This window comes from Flammeovirga aprica JL-4 (genome assembly GCF_012844305.1).
Lineage (GTDB): Bacteria > Bacteroidota > Bacteroidia > Cytophagales > Flammeovirgaceae > Flammeovirga > Flammeovirga aprica.
The window spans coordinates 17251-40592 of the sequence record NZ_JABANE010000042.1 but is presented as its reverse complement, the minus strand read 5'-3'; the positions used below and the strand labels follow the sequence as shown (position 1 = coordinate 40592).

Genomic DNA, 23342 nt, shown 5'->3' with positions numbered 1-23342 from the left:
CTTGCCCATAGTTTCAACTATGGTGTACGAAACACTTTTTTGTCATCACACTTACCATATAACCCTGTTAGTTAATACACTTAGCTAACAGGGTTTCTTTTTAATTTTAGTTCATTTTTTCACTTTCCCATTTCATCATTTCACATCCCAATATCTTCACTTCACTCACTTCTCTATAAATACAGCCTCTCACACGCCTACTTTTGGTTTGTCACATTGACTCATCAAAAATTATTAAACATGAAAAAACTACTCGGAATACTTCTTATGGGAAGCTTAATAATAGGATGTACTTCTACTGCTGAAGAGACATCTAAAGAAAAAATAAAATACGTAAAAATAGAGACTGTAGCGGATCAGAACATGAAGTCTGATATCACTTTTAATAGTCAAGTGAAGGAGAAAACCGAAGTGGTGCTGTCTTTTAGAATTGGAGGCCCTGTTCAAAAAATTAAAGTGAAACAAGGTGATTATGTCAAGAAAGGACAAATCATCGCTCAGGTGGATCAACGTGATTATCTTTTACAATTAGAACAGACGAAAACACAATACGAACAGGCTCAAAAGGAGTTGGCACGTTATCAAAAATTATACGACAGCAATAAACTTCCTGAAAATACTTACGACAAAATGAAGTCGGGTGTAACGTTGGCTAAAATTGCTTTTGAAAATGCTCAAAATCAACTTTACGATACAGATCTAAGAGCCCCTATTTCAGGTTATATTTCTTCAAAATTTATTAATGATCATACCACTGTTGGGCCAGGAGTTCCTGTAGTTGCTATGATTGATGTTTCCACATTGGAAGTCACGACCAAAGTTCCCTCTTCACAACTTCATTTAGTACAATATATCAAGAAAGCTCAATTGGACATTCAAAGTCTACACTTAGAGCATCTTCCATTGGAATTCAAAACCATCAGCGAAAAAGCAGGAAGAGATGATTTGTATGAATTGACTTTCCTTTTGAAAGATGCTGACCAACGCATTAAATCAGGAATGTTGGGGACAACACACGTTTCTTTTGAAGGAAAAAATAATCAACTATCTATTCCATTATCATCTGTTTTTGATGGTCACAAAGAAACTTCTGTTTGGGTAATTCAAAAGGGAAATATACTCAAGAAAAGAACTGTAGTCCTCGGGAAACCCTTAAATGACGGACGTGTGGAAGTACTGTCGGGTTTGTCTACACATGAAAAAATTGTGGTAGCAGGTGTGTATGATCTCATCGAGAATCAAGCTGTAGCACCCATTCAACAACCATCGAAATCAAACATAGGAGGGCTTTTATAATGTTAGAAAAATTACTAGATCAAAAAGCACTCATCACTTCATTGTTGATTGCAGTGCTGATAGGTGGGGTATTTTCTTACCTCAATATAGGTAAACTAGAAGACGCTGAAATTCCTTTGAAATCTGCCATTGTGATTACTCCATATCCTGGTGCGACACAGCATGAAGTGGAATTGGAGGTGACCGACGTTTTAGAGCGTGGTATCATGAAGTTGGAAAACATCGATAAAGTAACTTCTACTTCGTCTGCTGGTCTATCGGTGATCCAAATTGATATCCAACAAACAGTAGATACAGATGATTTACCACAGCTTTGGGACCACTTGAGAAGGAAGGTCAAAGACGTAGAAATGTATTTACCAAGTGGTGCTTACACTCCTATCGTCAACGATGATTTTGCTGATACTTACGGTATGTTGTATGCCATTACTTCTGATGGATATACACTGCCTGAACTTCAAAAATATACTGAACTTGTTGAAAGAGAAATTTTAAAAGTAGACGGAATCAGAAGAGCTCAAATCTTTGGTACACAAACGGAAGCGATTGAGGTATTGTTTGATCAGGAAAAATTAGCGGGCATGAAGATCAATCCGATCTATATCGCTTTGGAAATGAGAAACCAAAGTGAGATTGCTAATGCTGGAAATCTTGATGTGGAGGCACTATCAATGCGTATTAATGTAGAAAATAAGTTTGATGATATCAGTGATGTTGAAAACCTTATTATCCAGATTCCACAAGGAGGTACGGTACGTTTAGGAGATATTGCCACGATCAAAAGAAGCTTCCTTGCTCCAAAACGTGAAGGTTTATATTTCAATGGTCAACAGGCTTTGGCACTTGGTTTTTCAAATGAATCAGGAATCAATGTTGTTGAATTAGGAGACCGATTGAATGTGCGTATGGCTGAAATTCAAGACGAACTTCCTGCCGGCATTCAAATCAAAGAAATTTATTCTCAACCCAGTAGAGTAGAATTGGCTGTAAACGACTTCGTATTTAACCTTGTCGTTTCCATTATCATCGTGATTGTGATTCTACTTTTAGCCATGGGCTACCGTTCTGGTTTATTAATTTCAAGTGGATTATTATTTACCATCTTGGGTACATTGATCGTCATGCTGATGATCGACTTACCATTGCACCGAGTTACTTTGGCCGCTATCATCTTAGCGATGGGTATGTTGGTCGACAACTCAATTGTAGTAGCAGATGGTATTTTGGTAGACCTCAAAAAAGGTATGGATCCGAAATTAGCATTTGTCAATACGGCTAAGAAAACAGCCATGCCTTTATTGGGTGCGACCATGATTGCTATTCTTGCTTTCTTCCCATTAGCTATGGCACCTCACTCCGCAGGGGAATTTTTAAGTTCGCTGTTTACCGTATTAGTGATTTCATTATTACTCAGCTGGATTTTTGCCATGATTCAAACGCCTTTTATGGCGAAATATTTCTACAGAAAAGAAGGAAATAAAAGACAGGAAAATCAACCGACTCCTTATGATAACTCCATCTATAGATTGTTCAAATCTTCGTTGATGTTTTCATTAAAATATAAAAACTCATTCTTGATTGGTAGTACAGTTCTTTTAGTAGGATCGCTGTACGCAATGCAATTTATGAGAGTCGATTTCATGCCTAAGATTCCTTATGATCAGTTCGTCATCGAATACAAACTCCCTGAAGGAAGTAACCTTGAGGCCGTGGAAAAAGAGATGAGAGAAATTGAGGGAGAAATCGAGCAGTTTGATAATATCAAAAATATCACACTTTCATTAGGAAGACCTCCTGCCCGATTCACTTTGATGCGACCAATGTCAAATGGAGGTATGAACTACGGTGAATTTATTATTGAAACAACTACTGTTGAGAGTGTTGCTGAAGTAATTCCAAAAGTGCAACAGTTCTTGGATGAAAATTATCCACATGCTAATTATAGATTATTGGAGTACGGAGCCGCTTTTGAAAGTTCTGAATTAGCCGTGGAGTTTAGAGGTCCAGACCCTGCCGTTTTAAGAGAGTTAAGCAACCAAGCCAAATTGATTTTATTGAATAGTCCGATGTCCAAAAATGTTACGGATGATTGGGGCAATAAATCCAAAAGAATCACACCTCAATACTCATTGGAACATGCACAACGCTTAGGAATTACAAGATTGGATATGGGACGTTCTTTACAGATTCAATCCAGCGGAATGCCAATCGGAGCCCTTTATGATGGTAAAAACCAAATTCCAATTGTACTGAAAAGTAAAACCGCATTGGATCAGAATATTGAAAATATTGGCAATGTACCTGTATGGGGTGAGCGTTCTCAATTCAGTGTTCCATTGGCACATATCACTGATTCTATAAAGGTAGACTTAGAAGATTTTGCGGTCAAAAGGATTGACGGAACAAGATGTATCAGTGTTGAAAGTGATGTGAAAGCAGGTTTTACAGGTGTAGAACTTCTTAATGATATCAAAGAAGACATCGAAGCAATTCATTTACCTAACGGGTATTCGATCACATACGGAGGTATGGTAGGTGTTCAAGACGATGCCAACAAAGCCTTGTTCAAATACTTCCCATTAGCCATTGGTTTGATTGTGATTATCACCATTGCTTTGTTCAATAACCTGAAGCAATCACTGATTGTATTTATGATGATTCCTTTCGCCTTTGTTGGAGTGAGTATTGGTTTCAATATTACAGGCATGTTCTTCAACTTCATGGCCATTATTGGAGCATTAGGTTTGATTGGTATGATTATCAAAAATGCCATTGTACTGCTGGATGAAATCAACCTTGGACTTGATGAAGGAAAAAGCAGATTGGAGGCGACTATCGATGCCGCAATGTCAAGAATGCGTCCTGTAATGATGGCTTCTATGACCACTATTCTAGGGATGATACCATTACTTTCAGATCCTATGTTCGGTGCATTGGCACTGACTATTATGGCCGGTCTTTTAGGAGGTACATTGATCACATTGATGGTGATTCCGGTGCTGTATGCCTCTATGTATCGTATTGAAGTTAAATAAGAAAATTATGAAAATGAATAAATTGGTTTTGATGGTAATGGGGTGGTTAATGATCACTCCTAGCCTTCAAGCACAAGAAGTCCTTTCATTAGAAAGTTGTAGAGAAATGGCTTTATCACATAACCGTGATTTGAAAACGGCCGCTCTACAAATCCAAGAAGCGGAATCTAATTATAAATTAGCCAAGAAAGCTTATCTACCGAGTATTGAAGGATCAGCAACAGGTATTATGATGCCAACTTTGAACCTTGATCTTTTCCCAGGCATGGCTATTCCTGAAGGACCTGCCATCCCTCCTATTGGTGTGGAAAGTCCTGGTATTTTAACTGCCGGTGTTTTTGCTGTTCAACCTATTTATACTGGTGGAAAAATAAAAGCAGTCAACGAGCAAGCGAAATTAGGTAAAGCCATGAGTCAGGAAAATTACAACTTGACTTATGCAGAATTGATTGAAAAAACAGATGAAGCGTATTGGAATGTAATTGCCGTTAAAGAAGGGGTAAAACTGACCAAAACATATGTTGAGATGTTGGATAGTTTGGAATCTCAAATGGAATTGATGTACAATGAAGGTCTACTTCCATTGAGTGAAAAACTGAAGGTGAGTGTACAGAAAAACCAAGCTGTATTAGAGCAGGTCAAAGCCGAAAATCAAGTCACATTAGCTATTCTTTTCCTTAGTCAGATTATTGGAATTGAAGATGAGACAAAATATGAGTTTATAGATGAATTGGCCTTTCAATCTTCTTCTATCAATATTCAAGAAGGCGTCAATATTGGATTGGCACAACGTTCTGAAATTAAACTATTAGATAATCATATCAGAATAAATGAGCTGGAGCAAAAAGTAACACAAGCCGATTACCTTCCTCAAGTGGGTGTAATGGCCGGCGGTATGTATTTGTACGGTAATAATGGACTGGACAATATTGACCCAATTGCAGTTGTAGGTGGTACAGTGAGAATTCCAATTTTCCATTTCAATGAAAGCCAAGAAAAAAAGACAGTTGCAAGACTACAAACTCAAAAAGCCATTCATGAGCGTGATAATGCATCAGAAATGATCTCTATTGAAATCAAACAAATCGGTTATCAACTAGAGGAAAATAGAAGATCCATTGCGATAGCTCAAGATAATATTACCCAAGCACAAGAAAGCTTGGAAGAAACAAAAATCAGTTTTTCATCAGGTTTAAATACAACAACAGAGGTATTACAGTCACAGTCAGAACTATTGAGAATGCAGTTTGAATTGATCTTAGCCTTAAAAAATCATGAGGTATTAAAAACAAAGTGGTTAAGAGCAACAGGACAGATTCATAACCCGCCGATTAGATAGTAATCGTTATTTCCAACAATGAAAAGCATGTAATGTTCGTTACATGTTCGCACTCTACCGAAAGTTTTTTACATTTGGTAGAGTGCATTTCTAAAAAAGTATGATTCACAACGAAGACACCATATATGCCCCAAAATACATCATCAAAAGAATACTGCTTACTATTCTTCTGGGGTTTCTATCCAATTATTTATTACTGCAATTGATGGGCGGTCCTCCTGAAGGAATGAGTATTACGGTTCCTTTTACGGCTGGAACTTTATTCTATGTCATATTAGTAGAATCCATTATTTGGATTGATAAAAAGCTAGAACAAAAAATCCCCATTTCTCCCAAAAATTTCAAAAAGAGAATTTTAAGTCAATTGGGTTATTCATCCATCGTTGCTGTGATTATTATGGCCGGTTTGATGTATCTTATTCAATTTCCCAATTATGAAAGGGATACCATCATCGCCACCGTACTTTTTCTTCTGATTTCAATTATTGTCTTTATCTCTATCAGTTTTTTATTCCTGCTTTTCAGAATCATCAAAAAAGGGCTGGAAATGGTATTGGAAGTAGAAAACTTGAAAGTGGAGAAATTAGAAATGAGTTACAAAGCACTCCAAGATCAATTGAATCCTCACTTTTTCTTCAATAACTTAAGTATTTTGAAATCGCTTATTGTTTTAAAGAAAGAACAGGAAGCCAAAGACTTTATTCAGAACTTCTCAAGTATTAGCCGTTACGCTTTACAGCATTCTGATTGGGTGACGATCTTGGTGAAAGAAGAAATTGAATTTGTAAAACAATATACTTCTCTACATCAAGAAAGAGCCAAGAATAGTATTTTTCTAGACATCAATATCTCTGAAAAATGCATGAGCAAGGAAATTCCTCCTATGACTTTTCAATTACTGATTGAGAATGCCATCAAACATAATATTGCCGATGAACATTCGCCTTTGAATATTGAAATTTTTGAAGAAGAGGAATATATTGTGATTCAAAATTCATTGAATGAAAAAGCTTCAGCTTATTCTACCAAAAAAGGGTTGGAAAACCTTAAAAAGAGATTTGCCATATTGATTGACCAACCTTTGATTATTGAGAAAACAACCACACATTTTAAAGTGAAATTACCCTTATTATAAAACCATAAATAAATGAACTACTTAATTATTGAAGATGAGATGTACAATGCCGAAATGTTGGAACTGATGGTTCAAACACTTCGACCTGAATGGAATTTAATGGATAAAATAGACAAAGTGAGTACAGCAGTCGAGTGGTTTTCATCACCCAAAGCGGAAAACTGTGATGTTATTTTTATGGATATCCAATTAAAGGATGGTATTTCATTTTCAATATTTGATCAAGTTCATATCCCTCAACCCATCATTTTCACCACCGCTTTTAATCAATATGCTATTCAGGCTTTTGAGGTCAATAGTGTTGATTACCTTTTAAAGCCAGTAGACGAAAATAAACTGAGTAAATCCATTGAAAAATTGGAGGCAAGCAAGACACCCAACAAGTCGGAACAGATCGATTACCAATTGATTCTTTCCGCTATTCAAGGGGAGAAAAAAGAATACAGGAAGCGTTTTTTGATTCATGGAGTTCAAGCTTTTTTCAAACTGGATGTCAGTGAAATTGCCTACTTAAAAAGTGAAGTCAATATTACCACTGCTGTACTTTTCAGCGGTAAAGAACATATTCTGAATCACACCTTAGAAAGCTTGGAATCACAACTAGATCCCAAAGATTTTTTCCGTGTTAACAGAAGCTGTATTGTCAATATTCAAAGTATCAAAAGTTTTGAAAATCACTTTGGTGGTAAGCTAGCCGTTTTCCTGACTACAAGTGAACAACCGGAAATTATGATCAGTAGGTTGAAAGCGAATTCATTTAAAATGTGGATTGATCAATAGTTTTTTGAGTTAAGAATGAAGAGTTAAGAGTTAAGAATTATGGTTCGTAATATGATTTTTATGGTGGTTATTAGGCCTTCATGAAAAACATTTCATGGGCCACAGCACGGACCACCTTAATTCTTCATTCTTCATTCAAAAAAAACAGCCTTATCATTTTCCATTATGACAAGGCTATTTTTTTTTTCGTTCAGCTCTTTTCCGCTTTTTATTTTCTTTTCTGAATTGCTTTGCTTCCTCTTGCAGCTTTTTCCTTCCGGCAGCATAAGTCAGGATTTTAGAATAATAATAATCCGCAGTTTCCCAATCTTTTTTACGCCTTGCGTACTGTGCTAGTGCGGCAAGTGAATAGTGATAGTAACCCGAACCATAGTCACCAATATCTTCTACAAATTTGACGGCTCTTTCATAATAATAATTGGCCTTTTCTGGATTACTCAGGTAATCTCTGTAATAGGCTCCAAGGTAAAAAGCGGCGTATCTTCCACTCATTTCTTCATAACCCATCATGCCTGCGTCTACTCTTTCAAGTAACAACTTACTGACAGTATGCAACTGAGGGTAGCGTCCGCTGTAATACAACAAACGTGCGTAGTATCTTTGGAAGTAAGGGTTGTTGGGGTATTTTTTATATAAATATTCTGAAATCTGTAATGCACGTATCATTTTTCCGCCACTAGACGAATGTACTTTCATCAGGTAATACATGGCTTCGATACGCGTATAAAAGGCTTCCTTTCCACATGTTTCCAGCTGCTCAATTCCCAGTGCTTTGTCGCCACTGTCAAACATCCACAGAACGGTGCGGAGCATTTTATAATTCTCTTTGATCCACTCCACATAGTAATTGTATAATCCATCGCCGTAAAGCAACTCAGGGGTGAGTGGTGTTTTGGGCATTCCTTTCAAGCGGTCGAAATAGTTAAGTGCTTTTCGGACTGCAAAAGTGGCTTTGGCCCAGTTATGTCTTTCTCCATTCAGGCGTCCTTCAAAGGCCCAAGTTCCGGCTAGGATAAAAAGGGCTTCCTGATTTTCTTTGTCTTTTTTATAGATCCTATCTGCATAATAAATTGCGGAATCCATATATACAAAAAAGTCCTTATCATAAGCGGTGTTCTCAATATTGGGAACGATTTTCCACCACTGTGAAAGGCCTAATAGGAAATAAGGAAGAGGATGTTCGGGGTAATGACTTTTGAGCCAATTAAACTGCCCTTCGGCTACCTTGAAATCAAAATTATACATAGCATCAATACCCGACGTAATCTCTAACTGTACAGTAAGATTAGTCATCAGCATATCTACTTCATCCAAGGACGGCAAGGAAGTTTGTGACCTAGCCTCGTTTGCACAAAAGGAAGAGGTAATCAATGCAACAAAGAGCGTAAGGTATCTTTGTATTGTATGTTTTGTATTAGGTATAATTAGCATATAAATAGATCGTCCTCAATAGAACATCCCAAGTTATAATCAAGAAACAAATTACTTCTTAGATCCACTCCTTAATTTTAATTACTTAAGTTTTTTTATAATTCAGATTACATCTTCCAATAGTTTTTCAGTGTCAAGCATCATTTTCACGATTTCCTCTATCAGTTTTTCGGTTTTTTCTAAAAAGTCTAATTCTTGGATTTCTCCTATAGGCTGATCCACTTTACAGGTCTTCAAACCTTCATTTATTTTTCTGAAAAAATAAAATCCTGAGGCCACACCTTTGCTTAAATCTATTGCTGTCAGTTTTTCTTTTTGAATAATAACACCTGCATTATTGAGCTTTTGCTGGAACCTGAAATTTGAGTCGTCCAATCCCGCTTTTGTAAGAAGGTAGCTATAAACCACCAACTGCAGGAACTTGCCTTTATGCTCATCTTCCAATAAATCGGTCCAGTTTTTCACACCCAAGTCCGTTGGATTATAGCCCCCCGATTTATAATCTACTACTCTCAGCTGACCATCGATCACATCTATCCTATCTGCCATACCAGAAAGCTTTACAGGGAATTTCTCTCCGTCTACTTCCACTTCAAAAGTATGGTCCACAAATTTCTCCAACCCAACAATAGTGATGGCTTTATCATTTGATTTTTCAATCTCTTCAATTTGCTTTTTGAAGAAACGAACCAATAGGTTTTGAGCAACGGCCTTAAGCAATAAATTCTGCCCTCTGCTCATATCCGCCCCTTCTTCTTTGGCTACATCTTGAATCAGTTTAAGAATAAAAGTGGTATCAGAAATAGCATTCTCAAAATGTTCTTTTCTCAATACAAAAGGTGTGTCTTCATCATCATCTTTCAGACCTGCCATTCTTCTTAATCCCCACTCACAAGCCAAGTGAATCAAGTTACCAAATGTTCTGTTGTCCAAATCTTCTTCCACCTCTTCCTCTTCTTTCAACTTCAACACTTTCTCATCAATAAAAGTAAGTGGATTTCTGATAAATGAATTCAAAGCTGAAGGGCTGACACCTCCTGCTAAACGTTCTTTAATTCTTCGCTGTAATACTTCTTCTTTTTCAATGGTAACAGGAAGTGCCATGGCTTTATCTGCTTTGGACAGTAACCATACATCTGTTTTCAGAGAAATTTGATTGGAAGGAATTTCAGCCAGTTCTTCTTTCACCTGTAATACCAAACGGCTCATCTCTCCAATATCCCCTCCAGCATTACCATCCAAATAAGCAAAAACTAAGTTTTCTGCTCTATGGAATAATCTATAAAAAGTATAAGCGAAGGCGGCTTCATTATCCATATAAGTAGGCATACCATACTGCACCCTTGTGTCAAAAGGAATAATGGCCTCTACGGCTTTTTTGATTGGTAAATTTCCTTCATTACAAGAAAGGATCAGAATATTCTTAAAATCCAACGCTCTACTTTCTAGCATACCCATGATCTGCAGTGGAGCAATAGGCACACCTGTAAATGGCACATTGGATGAGCGCAACAATTCCAAAAGCAATGATTTGAAAACAGAAATAGACAATTGACCGCTTTCTTTTGCAAACTGTGGCAATGTGTCCTGAAGACGTCGGATGACTTTATAAAACTGCACTAGCAATTCTCCTTCAAAAGACTCTTCTAATGTCTCAGCAGAAGAAACACCCAATGTATCAGGATTGGCTTTTAGAATTTCAGCCAAAACTTTTATCAATTCTACAAAAGAACTTAAGGCATTACGATAGTCATTACCCCAATATTGGAAAACGGCTCTGTAAATAGGATGCTTATCGCCCCAATCATTGATTTTCTCCAAAGGCACCCAAACCATTTTCTGCTTTACGATTTCATCCAGAATTGTTGTCGAAATCTCTTCAAACTCTTTCAAAGAACTTGTGTATTGGAAATAAGGGTGTCGCAATACATTCTGAACATCTTTGAAATAAGCACATCTTTGGTTTTCTTCCGAAAGTTTCATTCTTTCCTGCAACTGAAAGATCGTTCTCAACAAATCAAACAATGGCGTTTTAAAGAAAGGCATACCCATTGTGATGTTGGTCATTTGCGCCAACGTCTGTTCTCCACCAAAATCTATTTCAGGAAGTGATCTTAAAAGTGACGGCAACAAGGCTTCATCAGGAAGAAGAATGGCGGTATGATTGAGTGTTTTTTGAAACTCCGCTCTTTTCTCAGGAGTATCCAGTAAACTTTTCAACCACTCGCCTGCATATTTTGCTTGCCCCACCACATTACTGATGGCTTTAATTTCCACCTGCTTAGGATGCGTGCTCCACCAATCTTTCTGAAAATCGATATGCTGTTTCGCAAACCCTTCCGTGTAGCGTCTTAAATAATGACCTGCTTCGTGGTATTTGCTGAAATATTGTTTGTCGGCATCAAAGAAAGTCTGTGCTTTCCCTATATCTGTCAGCTTCTGCACAATGGCCTGTTCCACGCCTGACATCTGGGAGAAACCCGCAAATATTACTTTTTTAATTCCTAAATAATCAATTCTGCTTTCAAGGTGATTGTAAGCCTCTCTAAAAGCTAAACCACCATAAGCATAACCTTCTTTTTTCAATACCTCTTTAAACTCAAAGTAAGTTGACGATAGATTCTCCCAAAACTCAAGGAAATCTGCCATGGTCTCTTTCTTTGCAAAAAGCTCTTTCCTTACCTGCTCAATCATTTCCTCTTCCTCACCCAAAGCTTCAGCCCAGTGTTCAATCGCTTTTGCCTCTTTCAGGTGCTCAAACATCTTTTCGGCCTGTTCTTCCGTAAGATTGTTGTCAATCATATTAAACTCCCTCAATAAGGATTTCCCCAAAGCACCGAATTTCTCAATGGTGATGGTTTTATCTTTTTTTCTATAAAGGGAGAATAATTTAAAGAGCAATGTCACACTATCTGCTTTCACAAGGTTCGATAAGCGTTCGGCAAAACCTTCCATAGAAAGTACAGCAGGAGCTATGGTAGTTTGAGGAATCACTTCACCGAAATACTGTTTAAAGTACATACCAGCCCTTCGAGAAGGAAGCACCACTATAATTTTGGTGAGCTGTTGCTGATGTTCAGTATAAATGCGTTGAGCAACTGACTTTAGAAATGGAAGGCTGTAATCTTGTGACATCTGTAAGGTTTTAAAAAGTATTGCAACGAAAATACAAACAGATCATAGATCACAAAAGAAGATCACTACTTTCTATACATTTTTTATGATCGACAACTTTTTCTGTACAGGTACGTAGACGAGAATAGACATTGGGTATACTACTGTTTCTAATAGTACAATACAACTTTCATTATTTCATCGATAACTCTTTTATTTCTTTTTGCTATGAATATCTTCAAAGTAATATTTGGTTTCTTTATTATAAGTTTGGTATTTCTATTTACCCCCTTTTTCAAAATGATTACATGGTTGGGTATACAATTGATTTCACTGATCACTTGGTTGGGTATGGGAGCGCTTGCTTTATTAATAGGTGCGTATTTTCAGATCAGAAAATTAAACCGAAAAACACCTAAAAGCGCCTTTCAGAATTAAGATTTAAAATGCCATATTACCTTACGGCTGAAAAGAACATTTTCACCCTTTTTTTCATGCAAAATTAATTTTCAGCTTAGATTGACTTTGAACTACATTCATTTTTTAAGAACAATGAAATAAGGGTAGAATTACACTTATTTTTTTTATAACGAGAAGTTCATACCTATTTAACCTCAGGTTGATTTCCCCCTCCTCCATTTCAACAAAAAACACATTGAGCGAGACCACTTATACTCAACATAATGACTGAATTACCTTCCACAGTAAAACAACATTTAAAAAGAATGGTCGATATTATATAAATATTAATTTATTTATTACATCAGTCTCTTTTATATTTTTAAATATTTATAAAAAAGATAATTTTTTACATGAAAAATGTGAATAAAGTTATATTTTTAGTTTAACTCTTAACATTCTAACGGTTTCGCAACCGGTTACATAAAATCTTTCTCATTTTGATGACCTACATCATACTAATCCATAAATAATTTATAAAAATTGCACATGCATTAAGAAACGTCATAAAGACGTCATTTAATGCATGTAAACAATAATACAATTTAATTTAATATTTCATATGTCACGTTTCGAGCAAGATTTTAAGCACCCTTATGCTTACGACCCAAAATATAAAAAACGTGTAGCTTACTTCTGTATGGAGTTCGCTATTGACCAACCATTCAAGATTTACTCTGGTGGTCTTGGTTTCTTAGCGGGTTCGCACATGCGTTCTGCTTATGAGTTGAACCAAAACTTTATTGGAATTGGTATTCTTTGGAAATATGGTTACTATGACCAAGTACGTAAAGGTAACCAGGAAATGGATGCCTTATTCCAAGAAAAAATCAACAACTTCTTAGAAGACACAAACATTAAATTCACTATTCAGGTAAATGGTCACCCAGTTTGGGTAACTGCGAAGTACTTACGTCCAGGTGTATTCAACACTGTACCGATGTTCTTCTTAACAACTGACCTTCCTGAAAACGACTACTTATCGCAGTCTATCTCTCATCGTCTTTATGACGCTGATGCTTCTGCAAAAGTAGCTCAATATATGCTTTTAGGTTTAGGTGGAGCTAAACTTCTTGACGAGTTGGAATACAACGCGGAAGTTTACCACTTCAACGAAGCACACGCATTGCCGGCAGCGTTCCACTTAACGAACAAGTTTGACGGTGATATGGAGAAAGTGAAAGAATTATTAGTATTCACTACTCACACTCCTGAAGAAGCTGGTAACGAGAAACACGACATCCACTTCTTAAATAAATTAGGTTACTTCAATGGTATTCCATTAGACCAAGTTCGTAAGATTACAGGTATCCAAGACGATACTTTCGATCACTCACTAGCTTGTTTACGTCTATCAAGAGTAGCAAACGGTGTATCTAAATTACACGGTGAAGTATCTAACGATATGTGGAACAAATATGGTGACATCTGCCGTATTACTTCTATCACAAACGCTCAAAACCGTACTTACTGGGCTGATGAGCAGTTATACAACGCTCTTCACAAAGAGGAAGATGAGCAGTTAATCAAGCGTAAGCGTTACTTAAAAGCGAAATTATTCGAAACAGTAGCGGATCAAACGGGTAAATTAATGGACCCTAAGAGACTTACTATCGTTTGGGCTCGTCGTTTTGCAGCTTATAAGCGTGCGGACTTGATCACTAGAAACAAAGAGCGTTTCGATCGTATCATGAACAACCCTGACAAGCCAATCCAAATCATCTGGGCAGGTAAGCCTTACCCAATGGATTACGGTGCGGTTTCTACGTTCAACCAATTAGTTCACTTATCGAAGTCTTACAGCAACATGGCTGTATTAGTAGGTTATGAATTAAAACTTTCTCGTAAGTTGAAGCAAGGTTCTGACGTATGGTTAAACAACCCTCGTGTACCTCGTGAGGCTTCTGGTACTTCAGGTATGACTTCAGCGATGAACGGTGGTATCAACCTTTCTACTGATGACGGTTGGATCCCTGAATTCGCTAACGGTGAGAACTCTTTCGTTCTTCCATTAGCTGACTTGAACGCTCCTATCCACGAGCAAGACGAGCAAGATTTGAACAGCTTATTAGACATCTTAGAGAATGAAATCATTCCTATGTACTATGATGAGCCTGACACTTGGACTGAGCGTGTGAAAAACTCTATGCGTGACGTTCTTCCTTACTTCGACGCTAACCGTATGGCGTTACAGTACTACGAAAAATTATACAATGAGTAAGAATTAATAGTCTTCTGAAAAGAAGGAATATTATTTCAAGCAATTTGTTATTAATATTAAGCGAGTTTACTTCGGTAAGCTCGCTTTTTTTATTTTTGCGTGCTTAAGTATGATCATCATTTTCAACAATATTATTCCATTTAAGGGATTTACCGCATTGGCCTTTTATCCCTTTCTATTCGTTCGTCATGAATTTAAAAGTTATCAACATACCAACAGTTGGTATAGAATGATTCAACATGAAAAGATTCATTTCAAACAGCAGATAGAAATGTTGTTTGTATTTTTTTACTGCTGGTACGTGATTGAGTTTATAATTCGATTAGTTATTCACAAAAATGTTGATAAAGCGTATAGAAATATCTCTTTCGAAAGAGAAGCTTATCAACATGAACAGGAGGAAAACTACCTATTTACAAGAAAAAAATACCAATGGAGACATTTTATAAAAGGATAAATTTATCACTCTACAAAAATAAAGTGTTAAAAGTACATCTTTTTATTTAAATGATTCTAAAGCTACAAAATAAATAAAACACTAATTATCAATTAATTACAAAACCATGTTGTAGTAATTTAGACTATAACGAAAATAAGCTGTAATGATCAAGTCGACATCAACTTTTTCAATACACAGTTATTAACAACTAATATTGTAACAAGCAATCGCTAATCAATACAGCTAATGCAAAGCTGTAAATTATGAAATGAATCTTAGATAATTATCAATCTATTCTAATGGTGAAAAGATTAGCGAACACTTAAATTTTTTCAGTATTACTTATTAATCTTCGTTATAATATGAAATTCAAAGCACTTCTAATAGGAACTTTTTTCGCTCTTACTTCATTATTAATCGGCTGTTCTGAAAATGCAGCAGAAGAAATTCTTAATGATATTATTTCAGCAACAGGAATTACAATAGATCAACCTACTGTTGAACTTGAAGAAGGTCAAACGGTAAGTTTAACAGCTAGCATTGAGCCAGCAGGTGTAACTGGAGATGTAGCATGGAGTACTTCTGATGCAAGTGTTGCCACTGTAGATAATGGTACAGTCACTGCAGTAAAAGCAGGTACAGCTACAATCGTTGCTTCACATGGTGCTTTTACAGCTTCTAGTGCGGTTACAGTGACTGCAGCTGAGCCAGAAGTAAGCGAGCCAGATCCTAGTCTTCCTGCAACTTTAAAAGGTTATGAATATTTTGTAGTACAAATGGATCAGTCTTCTTTTGAATCTATCGAGGATAGAGTAGCGGCTGACTTGCGTCCTGATGAAGGCACAAAATTCTTATACATCTGGGATGGTACTTTCAACAATGGTACTCCTCAAGGCAACAACTTCTATAACTTAGATGAAGGATGGATCAGCTTTGTAGTAGGTACTGTAGGTTGGTCTGGTGCAGGTTTCTTTGCAAGCTCATCTTATGGTGAAATTGATATGACTGCTATCCACGCAAATCCTGAAAACTATGCTTTCCACGCTGCTTTCAAAAGTACTCAAGAAAACACTTCTTATACATTAATGTTTGCTGATGGAACTTCAGAGATCAAAGTTGTTGTTGGATCGGTAGCACAAGAAGGAATCGCTCCTTACACTGACTTTGCAAGAGATGGTGAATGGCACTCAGTAGAGATCCCTATGCAACACCTTATCGACCAAGGATTGAACTTAAGCAGCCCTATTTCAAATTTAAATGTCTTAGCAGTATTAGCTGGTGGAGTTACAGGTACTACACTTGACATGGACGCGGCGTTCTTCTATAAGAAAACAAAATAAGCAATTTGGGTTATTGGTATAAATAAGTACTGTGACAGAAGAAAAGGGATGATTTTAGTTTAATATTTTTTATTCTAATCAAGGCAGATTTGCAGAGCATAGCCTTAGTTACGCGATAAAAATCTAACGAAGAGTAGGATAAAAAAGATAAGATAAAATGTACCTTTACTTTTGTCACAGTACTTAAGTACTAGGACAAAAGTTATGGAACTTTTTTAATGAAGAATGAAGAATGTAGAATTATGGTTCGGAAAATGGTTTTTATGGTGGTTATTAAGCCACAACAAGAAACATAATTCTTCATTCAAAACATTCCTTTTCTTCTACCCCTAGTACTTACTCGAAGGCATCTTGCATGCAAGGTGCTTTTGAGTTACTTAAAATTACTTCAATAGTACTTCAATACTTTTAAACCTATTTTATAGCATACATTATCAACGGTTGATTATTATTATTGAGATAACAACCAACAAAAAATTATAATAAGAAATGAAATATTTAATCCTAACGTTATTGAGTTTGTTTAGCCTAACAAGCTGTGATAACAATGATGTTACCAATGATGATGGCATCAATTTAGAACTGGATCATTCTTCCCTAGAAGTAAAAGTGGGACAAACGGCTACTGTAAAAGTAGTACAGGCTCCTACTATCTCTGGCGCCACTGTAGTTTGGGCATCAAATAATGAAGATGTTGCAACTGTATTTCATGGTGTTATTACTGCTGTAGGTAGCGGAGATGCTATTATTTCTGCTACATATGGTGATCAGCGAACTACTGTCAATGTAAAAGTCACTCCATTAGAATACGAGTTAGTATGGGCAGATGAGTTTGATGGAATTGCATTGAACGAAGACAACTGGTCTTATGAAGTAAATGGCTCTGGCGGTGGTAACAACGAACTACAATACTACACAGACCGTGAGGAAAACCTTCGTGTTCAAAATGGCAAACTAATCATTGAAGCAAGAAAGGAAAGCTATTTAGGAAAAGAGTATACTTCAGCTCGTATTGTATCAAAAAATAAAAAAGATTTCAGATACGGTAAGATTGAAGCAAGATTAAAAGTGCCTGACGGAAGAGGTACTTGGCCTGCACTTTGGATGCTAGGTTACGGTGCTTGGCCTCATGCTGGTGAGATTGACATTATGGAATATGTGGGTTACGATCCTAATTCTTTCCATTGTGCACTGCATACTAAAAACAAAAACGGTATGAACGGCCAAAACCAGAAAGGTGGAAAAACATATGACACTAATATGTCAGATGATTACCACATCGTAACGATGGAATGGGTAGAAGACGAAATCAATGGCTTTGACCGTATCCACGTTTCAATTGATGGTGAATTGATCAAGACTTTTGCAGAAACTGCACAGTTAAGAGACAGTGGTGACTGGCCTTTTAATGAGCCGTTTTTCTTAATCATCAACCTTGCCATCGGTGGTTCATGGGGTGGTGTAAAAGGAATTGACAACACGATCTTCAATGATCAGGTATTGTTCGAAATAGATTATGTAAGAGCATACCAATTAAAATAAAATTATTCGACTGATCACATAGAGCATGATTAATACATGCTCTTATTGTAGTGATTTGATGTACTCTGATTTTTTTCATTTTCATACCAACATGTTACTATACGAATAGAGAATGTACGATTCGACTTAAACCTTTAATAACGCCAAAACTATACTTCAAACTTCAGGTTAGATAATTATGTATGAAAGTACCTCTGTAGGTTTCTATGGAGGTACTTTATTTTTTTATGCACTAAATCAAAAATAAATCATAGAAAATTTTGATTTTGTACTTATAAGCAATGAAAGTTTTGATATAATCCTCCCGGAACTATGATTTTTTCTTTTTTCCAAGTACTTAAGTATATTTGACAAGAAGGTTCCTCCTTCCTACATGAAATGACTAATTTTTGATTTATACTTAATATTAACTCCAATGATTACAGGCTTTTCGGAACTGTCTTTTTTTAACGATTCATACCCACAGTATCAGTTTTTTTCAAGAAAAGCACACTACACTACTTTCTCATTTTCAGTTAGAAAAATATTTTTATTAAGCCTTGTTTTTTTTGTTTCCTTCCCGCTTTTTTCTTCTAATGGAATGATAAAAACACCTCATATTATCAACTATGATAAAAATGATTATCAGGCAGGTAGACAAAACTGGGACGTAAAAGTAGATGAATATGGCATTGTATATTTCGGAAATTCGGAAGGAATGCTTTATCATAATCATAGCGAATGGGGCTTAGTACAATTGCCTTCTAAAGAGGGCGTGAGGTCTTTATGTATTGATGAAAGTGTGATTTGGGCAGGCGGTAAAGAGTATGGTTATTTCTCAAAAACAAAAGAGGGACAATTTGAATTTACATCCATCGGTATTCTTGATTATGAACAGATCTGGAATATTGAAGTGGTGGAAAATACAGTGGTTTTTCAAACAGAAGATAAAATTATTCTTTATCATAAATTAGAAAAAACAACAAAGATTATCACTCATTATGAAGGTATCAGTGCTTCTGTGAAATGGAATGATAAAGTGTGGATACTCTTCAGAGATGGTAGAATAGGCTATATTTCTAAAAGGCAATTGGAATTTCAGCAGAAAATTGATGCTTTTATCAATCAGCAGGTACGTCATCTTTTTGTTCACAATAATGCTCTTTATATTCCTCTTCATAATGGAAAAATTTATCAATATGATGGTGAAAAAGCTACTCCAATCTCCTTACCAACGGCACTGCAAAACAAAGCCTTTTTTACCGGACTGTCTTATGATCATCAATCTATAGGCATAGGCACCGTAACGGATGGTTTTGTAAGGATAGATCAGTCAGGTCAGCTTTCGAATCAAGCAAATCAAGAAGATGGTTTATTGGACAATACGGTCTTGTCAATGGCCAAAGACAAGAGAGGAAATATCTGGTTAGGCCTGGATTATGGCATTGCAAAGCTGGAAATGCAAAGTGCTTTTACTGCTCTTTTTAAAAGTGCGGCAACCTACTCGATCACAGATTATCAACAAAAAACAGTTCTTAGTACCAATAAAGGACTTTTCGTGTCTGATATCCACCAAAAATTTGAATTACAAAACGACATAAAAGGGCAGATTTGGAATACTAAAGTCATTGATGATGCTCTTTTTATCAGTCATAACGCCGGCCTTTCATGGTATAAGAATAATAAACTCCAACACACTGATATTGAAACAGGTGTTACAGACATCGCCACTTTTGAAGGTACTCCTTTCTATGTGGTTTCTACTTACGACGGACTGATGGTTTATGCAAAAGATAAAGGGAAGTTGTGGTATGTAAGTAAGCCGGATGTATATGGCTTTGCACAATTGTATTATGATAAGAACAATAATTGTATTTGGGGAGAAATTAAAAATAAGGATCTTCTAAAAATCACATTAAATATAGATGCTACAATCAGTGTCACTTCACAAAAAGGGATCAACAGAATTTTCAAGACCAATAAACGCCTGATTTTCTGGAATGGCCAACAATTCTTCACCTATAAAAAAGAGCAATTCAAGCCACTGGACCACCCTTTACTCAACACTATCACTGAAGGGGATATAGCTTGTCTGGCATTTAATAAAAAAGAGAATTACGTCAGTTTTATTCAGGAAGGGAAGCTAAACCTGCTGGAAGTACTGTCTGATGGAAGTGTTCATTCTTATGCTTCATTAATGAAACCCCTCAATCCTGACATTAATGATGGGTTTGAGTTTTTAGATTTTAAAGATGATTTATTGCGATTAGCAACAGACAGAGGAGTAGTGACTTTCGATGTGAAATATCAATCTCTCTTCAAAAAAGAAGCACAGCCTATTATCACCTCACTTGAAATCACCAATGAAAAGAAAAAATACAGCTACCCCTATCTTCATGAAATAATACTGGGTAAAGGAGAAAAGGACATTACCTTCAATTTCCAAATTGATAAACTCTCTTCCGACAGGGCACAATTCAGATATAAACTACTGCCAGTAGATCAGGAATGGTCGGATTGGGAAAATACTTCCTCTTCTTTTACCAAACAGAAACTTGAAGGTGGTGAATACACTGTTCTGCTTCAATGCATACTCAATGAAGGAAAAATAAAAGAGAGCCAATTGAAATTCAGTATCGAAAAATATTGGTATGAAACGGCACTTCTGCTCATTCCTATCTTGCTGTTGAGTATATTGATTTCTTATTTGATTAGAAAACTAGTCAAATCCATTTACTTCAAAAAACTTACTTCTGAAAAGGAATACTTGGAACAGCAAAATGCGAAAGAAATCATTTCACTGAAAGAAGAACAGTTGCTGAAATACATGGAAATCATCAATCATAAAGATGCTTTTCTGGTAAAAGTGCAGGCTGGATTGGATAAAATGAAAAGCAATGAGGCCAAAAAGTGGTCACAATTGATTGACAATGAAGTAAACAAAGAGAAAAAAGACCTGCTTTTCCATCAGTTGTTTTCAGAAATCCAACAAGATTTTATTAAGTCAATCACTGAACAATACCCTTCTCTCACGGCTAATGATATTAGAATTTTATCCTTTATCCGTATCAATTTGAGCAGTAAAGAGATTGCTGAACTGATGCATATCACACCTCGAAGCCTTGATACAAGCCGTTATCGATTAAGAAAGAAATTAAACCTTGAACAAGGAGTGGATCTGCATAAATTTGTAAGAGAGTTTTAGTGCACTTTTTTCAATACGTTGCACTCATAAGACACAAAAAAATCCCTCCAAGAATTGCTCCTTGAAGGGATGTACTTCATCTAACTAATGATCAAGTAATTTTTAATATACGAACTTTCTATTGGCACTATTACAACAAACTATTCATTTATAATAGCTTTTATCTTTAATTACTCTCCCTATTTAATGGCAAGAGTAATATGAATTACTTATTTAATTTTGAGTAAACTAAGATTTTTCTTTGAAGGCTGTCTCTATGTTTTACATCAATTGAAGTGATGTCTGTAGAAAGTGCTTTCATGTAAGTAGCTAAACCTTTTTCAGTATCACCAACTCTAACATAGTAGTCACCTAATACTTCTAAGTTTTCTGCGTTCTCTTCGATTGAGATTGATGTATCAATCCATTCTTTTGCCAATTCCAAATCAGCATTCCAGTTGATCGATAAAAGCGCTGCTTTTTTATAAGTTTCCCAATCGTTAGCATCAGCCTTGGCAATCATTTCTGATAATTTTGCTGTATTTGTTTCACTTGAATTTTCAAGGTTTGAAGCAAAAGAAACTACTGAAGATAATGCGATAACTAAAGAGATAAATAACTTTTTCATAAGAGTAATTTTTTTAAGTTTTTGTAATGATTACGTTTTGTTTTACACTTTTATAAGATTCCATCTTTGTGCCATAAAATTACAAAAAACTCATTTTCAGCTATTTAAATACACATATATAGCAATACACCAAATACTTAATGTTCGTTAACGAACAGAGTTTCTTGAAACGGAACAGTTATTTCTCCTTTTTCGAACAGATCAGCTAGAACTACAAAATAAGGTTGCAGTGGTTTTCGTATTTCTAAAAAATTAGAAGGCTTCAGTCATATTAAAATAGATCAGCGTTTGTTTTTGAAGAGGATCGTGACCAATATCAATCCTGAAATTCATTCTCGGTTGTACCTCATACCTTAGGCCCACTCCGAAGTTAGGAAGGATGCCTTCAGGCGTTAGCAGATCTGGGCCAATCATTCCTACTCCTCCCCAAACCGTATAGCCTAATTTATTGACAAATTTGGAAGGGGAATTCCACATCGACCTGAATTCTGCCAACATATATGCGGCTGTTCTATGACGGAACTGCCCCTTATAATAACCTCTCAAATCATAAGGAGAACCAATCAAAGACATATCTGTAAAAGGCACATTGCCTATTGTTGACCTTACATTTGCTGTCCATGCCAGCACTTTTCGTTCTCCTAATTTTGGAAGCTTTTTATATTGTCTGTATTCGGCAGTGAAAACACCCCAATTTGTTGTGCTCCCCAAACTCTTGTTGTAAAATCGGGAACTGACATTAAAATACACGCCAGAATAAGCGTTGACAGGAATATCTCTGGTATCATAAGTTAAGCGGAGACCAAAACCTACATTTCTGAAATTGATTCCCTCATCTGTACCTCCTTGTATATTATAGATCCAGTCGTCTTTTATTCCTTCCGCTACATCTGTGAGCCTTCTATCGGTATAATCTAAAGAGGGGCCTATGAAAAAATGAGAATCGTTGATTCTGAAAAGGACATCATTTCTAAAAATAAATGTGTTTTGAAAGTATTGAGTAGTTTCCTTACCCCTTGGAATATATCTATTCTCTTCGAAGCCAAAACCGTAATAATGATTGTAGTTGTTGAGGTATTCAATATCTGAAAACACTCTGATATCACCTCCTTTCAAAAATAACTGAGGGTGAATCTGTACATTATAACCTTCTTCTAGAATAGTAAAGTGAAGAGGAACTACAGATTTTCGTAAATCTTGATTTAAGGGGTTCGTTTTAAAGGTAAAAAGCATTGTACCACCAATCAATAAACCGTAATCAGGTGAATACCCTGGTCCCCCTAAAGCTGAAAACTTGAGGTTTTTATCTTTTTTCTCCTGTCCATAAGTAGCAAATGAGAAGGTAACAATGAGAAATAAACCTAAAATAGAATGTCTGTTCATAGTATGTGTATCAATGCATTAGCATCTTAACTTTGGA

14 protein-coding genes are annotated in these 23342 nt (G+C 36.1%); 10 read left to right on the top strand and 4 right to left on the bottom strand.

The window, feature by feature from the left end; genetic code table 11:
* Positions 1–240 precede the first annotated feature (240 nt).
* The 5 genes from HHU12_RS15995 to HHU12_RS15975 all read left to right on the top strand — a co-directional run bounded on the left by HHU12_RS15995 (position 241) and on the right by HHU12_RS15975 (position 7585).
* Positions 241–1296: an efflux RND transporter periplasmic adaptor subunit gene (locus tag HHU12_RS15995; RefSeq protein ID WP_169657756.1), complete on the top strand. Its 1056-nt coding sequence runs from the start codon at positions 241–243 to the stop codon at positions 1294–1296.
* Positions 1296–4331 carry an efflux RND transporter permease subunit gene (locus HHU12_RS15990; protein WP_169657755.1) on the top strand — a complete coding sequence of 1012 codons (3036 nt, stop codon included), beginning with the start codon at positions 1296–1298 and terminating at the stop codon, positions 4329–4331. The genes HHU12_RS15995 and HHU12_RS15990 overlap by 1 nt, the downstream gene beginning before the upstream one ends.
* A 13-nt stretch (positions 4332–4344) precedes the next feature.
* Positions 4345–5670 carry a TolC family protein gene (locus HHU12_RS15985; protein WP_169657754.1) on the top strand — a complete coding sequence of 442 codons (1326 nt, stop codon included), beginning with the start codon at positions 4345–4347 and terminating at the stop codon, positions 5668–5670.
* A gap of 100 nt (positions 5671–5770) precedes the next feature.
* Positions 5771–6805 (top strand): sensor histidine kinase, encoded by a 1035-nt coding sequence (locus HHU12_RS15980; protein WP_082795944.1) that lies wholly within the window; start codon positions 5771–5773, stop codon positions 6803–6805.
* 12 nt (positions 6806–6817) lie between these two features.
* Positions 6818–7585, top strand: coding sequence for a LytR/AlgR family response regulator transcription factor (locus HHU12_RS15975; RefSeq protein WP_169657753.1), 768 nt, complete (start codon positions 6818–6820; stop codon positions 7583–7585).
* A 174-nt stretch (positions 7586–7759) separates the two neighbouring features.
* Here HHU12_RS15975 and HHU12_RS15970 read toward each other — a convergent pair whose 3' ends face one another.
* Both HHU12_RS15970 and HHU12_RS15965 read right to left on the bottom strand, forming a co-directional pair.
* Entirely contained in the window at positions 7760–9016 is a 1257-nt protein-coding gene (locus tag HHU12_RS15970) for a tol-pal system protein YbgF (protein ID WP_169657752.1), read from the bottom strand.
* 102 nt (positions 9017–9118) lie between these two features.
* Positions 9119–12151, bottom strand: a complete 3033-nt coding sequence (locus HHU12_RS15965) for a PD-(D/E)XK nuclease family protein (RefSeq protein ID WP_169657751.1) — start codon at positions 12149–12151, stop codon at positions 9119–9121.
* A 1000-nt stretch (positions 12152–13151) separates the two neighbouring features.
* Here HHU12_RS15965 and glgP point away from each other — a divergent pair.
* The 5 genes from glgP to HHU12_RS15940 all read left to right on the top strand — a co-directional run bounded on the left by glgP (position 13152) and on the right by HHU12_RS15940 (position 21315).
* A complete protein-coding gene (glgP, locus tag HHU12_RS15960) occupies positions 13152–14810 on the top strand; it encodes an alpha-glucan family phosphorylase (protein WP_169657750.1) in 1659 nt (552 codons plus the stop codon).
* A 109-nt stretch (positions 14811–14919) separates the two neighbouring features.
* On the top strand, positions 14920–15267 hold the full coding sequence (locus HHU12_RS15955) for a hypothetical protein (protein ID WP_169657749.1): 348 nt from the start codon (positions 14920–14922) through the stop codon (positions 15265–15267).
* A 344-nt stretch (positions 15268–15611) separates the two neighbouring features.
* Entirely contained in the window at positions 15612–16589 is a 978-nt protein-coding gene (locus tag HHU12_RS15950) for an Ig-like domain-containing protein (RefSeq protein ID WP_169657748.1), read from the top strand.
* A 489-nt stretch (positions 16590–17078) separates the two neighbouring features.
* Positions 17079–18131 (top strand): family 16 glycosylhydrolase, encoded by a 1053-nt coding sequence (locus HHU12_RS15945; protein ID WP_169657747.1) that lies wholly within the window; start codon positions 17079–17081, stop codon positions 18129–18131.
* A 580-nt stretch (positions 18132–18711) separates the two neighbouring features.
* Positions 18712–21315 carry a two-component regulator propeller domain-containing protein gene (locus HHU12_RS15940; protein ID WP_169657746.1) on the top strand — a complete coding sequence of 868 codons (2604 nt, stop codon included), beginning with the start codon at positions 18712–18714 and terminating at the stop codon, positions 21313–21315.
* Between the two features lie 205 nt (positions 21316–21520).
* On the opposite strand, the gene HHU12_RS15935 is transcribed toward HHU12_RS15940, so the two are convergent.
* Together HHU12_RS15935 and HHU12_RS15930 are read right to left on the bottom strand one after the other, a co-directional pair.
* Entirely contained in the window at positions 21521–21922 is a 402-nt protein-coding gene (locus HHU12_RS15935; protein ID WP_169657745.1) for a hypothetical protein, read from the bottom strand.
* A 252-nt stretch (positions 21923–22174) separates the two neighbouring features.
* The gene (locus HHU12_RS15930) at positions 22175–23305 is read right to left on the bottom strand and encodes a BamA/TamA family outer membrane protein (protein ID WP_169657744.1); all 1131 of its coding nucleotides are present in this window, start codon (positions 23303–23305) and stop codon (positions 22175–22177) included.
* Positions 23306–23342 lie beyond the last annotated feature (37 nt).